Annotated in this window: 2 protein-coding genes; both read left to right on the top strand. The window is 60.1% G+C overall.

Annotated features, from left to right (window positions below; genetic code table 11):
* Positions 1-142 precede the first annotated feature (142 nt).
* Positions 143-877 (top strand): thioesterase II family protein, encoded by a 735-nt coding sequence (locus tag KGB03_RS03075; RefSeq protein WP_223526319.1) that lies wholly within the window; start codon positions 143-145, stop codon positions 875-877.
* 589 nt (positions 878-1,466) lie between these two features.
* On the top strand, positions 1,467-4,169 hold the full coding sequence (mgtA, locus tag KGB03_RS03070) for a magnesium-translocating P-type ATPase (RefSeq protein ID WP_223526318.1): 2,703 nt from the start codon (positions 1,467-1,469) through the stop codon (positions 4,167-4,169).
* Positions 4,170-4,251: the final 82 nt, after the last annotated feature.

The raw sequence follows: 4,251 nt of genomic DNA, 5'->3' as shown, positions 1-4,251 counted from the left end.
CGCGAATGCGGTGTGTCAGTCAACGTTGATGTTGTTTGACCCACCGCATTCGCGAGCAAGCCCGCTCCCACATGGGATCTTCGACTAATTCAAGACCTGCCTCATCCGTTCTCTTAACAGACAACTTTCTGAGGTAAACCCGGTGACCCAGCTGACATTGCTCTGCCTGCCCTATTCGGGCGCGAGTGCCATGGTCTACAGCCGCTGGCGGCGCAAACTGCCGGAGTGGCTCAAGCTGCAACCCGTGGAACTCCCGGGACGGGGCGCCCGGTTTGGCGAACCCTTGCACACCGACATGCGGCGCCTGGCGCTGCAACTTGCGCAGGAACAAAAAGCCACGCTCAAGACGCCGTACGCGTTGTTCGGTCATAGCCTTGGCGCGTTACTCGCCTGTGAGATGGCCCACGCGTTTCGCTCGCTGGGCTGCCCGGAACCGGTGGCGCTGTTTGCTTCGGGGACGGCTGCACCGACACTGCGGGCTGACTACGACCGGGGTTTCGCCGAGCCCAAAACCGATGCTGAATTGATCGAGCAATTGCGCACCCTCAACGGCACCCGTGAAGAGGTGCTGGCCAACGAAGAACTGATGAGCCTGACGCTGCCGGTGCTGCGTGCGGACTTTCTGTTGTGCGGACGTTTCGAACCGCAACAGCGCCCGTTGCTCAAGTGCCCGATTCATGTGCTCGGCGGCAAAGCTGATCGCACCACCACCGAACAGTTGATCGGCTGGAGCAAGGAAACCCGTGGCAGTTTCTCGGTGGACATGCTGGCGGGCGGGCACTTCTTTATCCATGAACACGAAGCCAAGGTGTTGCGGGTGATCAAGGATCAACTGGACGTTCATCATCGGCGGCATGCCATGGCCGCCAGCGCCTGACGCAATCCCAGACGTCACTCAATCCCTGTGCGAGCGGGCTTGCTCGCGAAGGCGATGGCACAGTCAAAAACATTGTTGCCTGACACACCGCCTTCGCGAGCAAGCCCGCTCCCACATTTGGTCTCGGTCGTATACAGATTCTGTGTTCACTGAAGATCGACTGTGGGAGCGGGCTTGCTCGCGAAGAGGCCCTGAAGAACAGCACAAATCCAGAATCCTGAACCCTTCCTGAAGAACCCCGCAATTCCCCCTCCACACGGCTTTGCATCGTTTACTCTGCAGAAATCGGGGCGTAAGCTTCGCGCGTTTTCAATCAATAGCGGAGACCCACAGTGGGTACTTGTTCGAGTGACAGTAGTCGGCCGGTTTCGATAACCGGCACCTTCCCGGCAAGATAACGCGCAACCTTTTTTGCCGTTGTCTCGCCCAAAAGCGAGCAGCGGCATCCCGATCTCGGCCAGTCCTGGTCCGTGTCCCGACGTCACTCTCATCGACGCTGAACCGTGCGTGATGTTCGACTTTGTGTCGCCATCGCGGCGTATCGACACGCCTGCTCGACGGTTTCCCGGCTGACCCTGGGGGAACTGCCATGAACCTGACCCTGCTCAAAGAATTCTTCGCCGGATTCCTGCGCACGCGCCACATCGCCCGACACTTCCGTCGCCTGGCGCTGCTGGAAAACTTCACCGACACCACGGTCAGCCGCGAGGTGCCGCCCACCCTGGCGCAAACCCTGGTGAGCGCCGCCAACAGCGACATCGGCCAACTGCTGAACAACCTCGGCAGCCACACCGATGGCCTGAGCGAACTCGAAGCCGATGCACTGCGCGTGCAATACGGCCTCAACGAAGTCGAGCACGAACAGCCTCTGCCCTGGTGGACCCACTTGTGGCACTGCTACAAGAACCCGTTCAACCTGCTGCTGACCTTGCTCGCGGTCATCTCCTGGCTGACCGAAGACATGAAAGCCGCCATCGTGATTTTCTCCATGGTGGTGCTCTCGACCTTGCTGCGCTTCTGGCAGGAGACCAAATCCAACCAGGCCGCCGACGCGCTCAAGGCGATGGTGAGCAACACCGCCACGGTGTTGCGTCGGGATGCGTCGCGCACCGAGCTGCCGATCAAGCAACTGGTGCCAGGCGACCTGATCGTGCTCTCGGCCGGCGACATGATTCCCGCCGATTGCCGGGTGATCGGCGCCAAGGATTTGTTCGTCAGCCAGGCCGCGATGACCGGCGAATCAATGCCGGTGGAAAAATTCCCCCGTCAGCAGGACAGTGACACCAGCAACCCGCTGGACCTCGACAACATCCTGTTCATGGGCACCAACGTGGTGTCCGGCACGGCCATGGCGGTGATCCTCACCACCGGCAATAACACCTATTTCGGTGCCTTGGCCCAGCGGGTCGGCGCTACCGATCGCGCACCCACTTCATTCCAGACGGGCGTCAACAAAGTCAGCTGGCTGCTCATCCGGTTCATGTTCGTCATGGCGCCGCTGGTGCTGTTCATCAACGGGTTCACCAAGGGCGACTGGACCCAGGCGCTGCTGTTCGCGCTGTCGATTGCCGTGGGCCTGACCCCGGAAATGCTGCCGATGATCGTCACCTCGACCCTGGCCAAGGGCGCGGTGTTCCTGTCGCGTAAGAAAGTCATCGTCAAACGCCTCGACGCGATCCAGAACTTCGGCGCCATGGATGTGCTGTGCACCGACAAGACCGGCACCCTGACTCAGGACAAGATCTTCCTGGCGCGTAACGTCGATGTGTGGGGCAACGATTCCGATGACGTATTGGAAATGGCCTACCTCAACAGCTACTACCAGACCGGCCTGAAAAACCTGCTGGACGTGGCGGTGCTCGAACACGTGGAAGTCCACCGTGAACTGAAAGTCGGCACCGCGTTTCGCAAGGTCGATGAGATCCCGTTCGACTTCACTCGCCGGCGCATGTCGGTGGTGGTTGCCGAGCGCGATCATTCGCACCTGCTGATCTGCAAGGGCGCGGTGGAAGAAGTGCTGGCGGTGTGCACGCGGGTGCGTCATGGCGAGGTCGATGAAGCGCTGAGCGATGAACTGTTGGCGCGGATTCGTCAGGTCACCGAATCGTTCAACGCCGAAGGACTTCGTGTCGTTGCCGTTGCCGCACGGCCAATGAGTGAAGGGCGCGATACCTACAGCCTGGCGGATGAACAGGCGCTGACGCTGATCGGTTACGTGGCGTTTCTTGATCCACCCAAGGAAAGCACCGCGCCGGCGCTCAAGGCATTGGCCGCTCACGGCGTGGCCGTGAAAGTGCTGACCGGCGACAACGAACTGGTGACCGCGAAGATCTGCCGCGAAGTCGGCCTGGAGCAACAAGGCCTGCTGATGGGCAACGACATCGAACGCATGAGCGACGCCGAACTGGCGGTGGCGGTGGAGAGCACCAACGTCTTCGCCAAACTCACTCCGTCGCACAAGGAACGCATCGTGCGTTTGCTCAAGGGCAACGGTCATGTGGTCGGCTTCATGGGCGACGGCATCAACGACGCGCCAGCGCTACGCACCGCCGACATCGGCATTTCGGTGGACAGCGCCGTGGACATCGCCAAGGAAGCGGCGGACATCATCCTGCTGGAGAAAAGCCTGATGGTGCTGGAGGAGGGCGTGCTGGAAGGGCGTCGGACCTTCGCCAACATGCTCAAGTACATCAAAATGACTGCCAGTTCTAACTTCGGCAACGTGTTCTCGGTGCTGGTGGCCAGTGCGTTCATCCCGTTCCTGCCGATGCTGCCGATGCACCTGCTGGTGCAGAACCTGCTCTATGACATTTCGCAGATCGCCATCCCGTTCGATAACGTCGACGAGGACATGTTGAAAACACCACAACGCTGGCAGCCGGCGGACGTCGGGCGTTTCATGCTGTTTTTCGGGCCGATCAGCTCGATCTTCGACATCACCACGTTTGCCTTGATGTGGTACGTCTTCGATGCCAATACCCCGGATCATCAAACCCTGTTCCAGTCCGGCTGGTTCGTGGTCGGGCTGCTGACCCAGACGCTGATCGTGCACATGATCCGCACGCCGAAAATCCCGTTCCTGCAAAGCCGCGCAGCGATGCCACTGATGGTGATGACTGGAATCATCATGGCCGTCGGCATCTTCCTGCCGATGGGACCGCTGGCGCACTACTTCAAATTGCAGGCGCTGCCGTCGCTGTACTTCGTGTTCCTGCCGGTGATTCTGCTGGCGTACATGGGCCTGACGCAGGCAGTGAAAGGATTTTATGTTCGCCGGTTTGGCTGGCAGTAATGCTGCCAAATGTAGGAGCAAGGCTTGCCCGCGATGAACGATGACGCGGTTTAACTGATACACCGCGTCATCGTTCATCGCG

The organism is Pseudomonas sp. BF-B-26, from assembly GCF_019956495.1.
Classification (GTDB): Bacteria; Pseudomonadota; Gammaproteobacteria; order Pseudomonadales; family Pseudomonadaceae; genus Aquipseudomonas.
The sequence above is the reverse complement of the archived record's forward strand: the minus strand, read 5'-3'. Positions and strand labels throughout refer to the sequence as shown.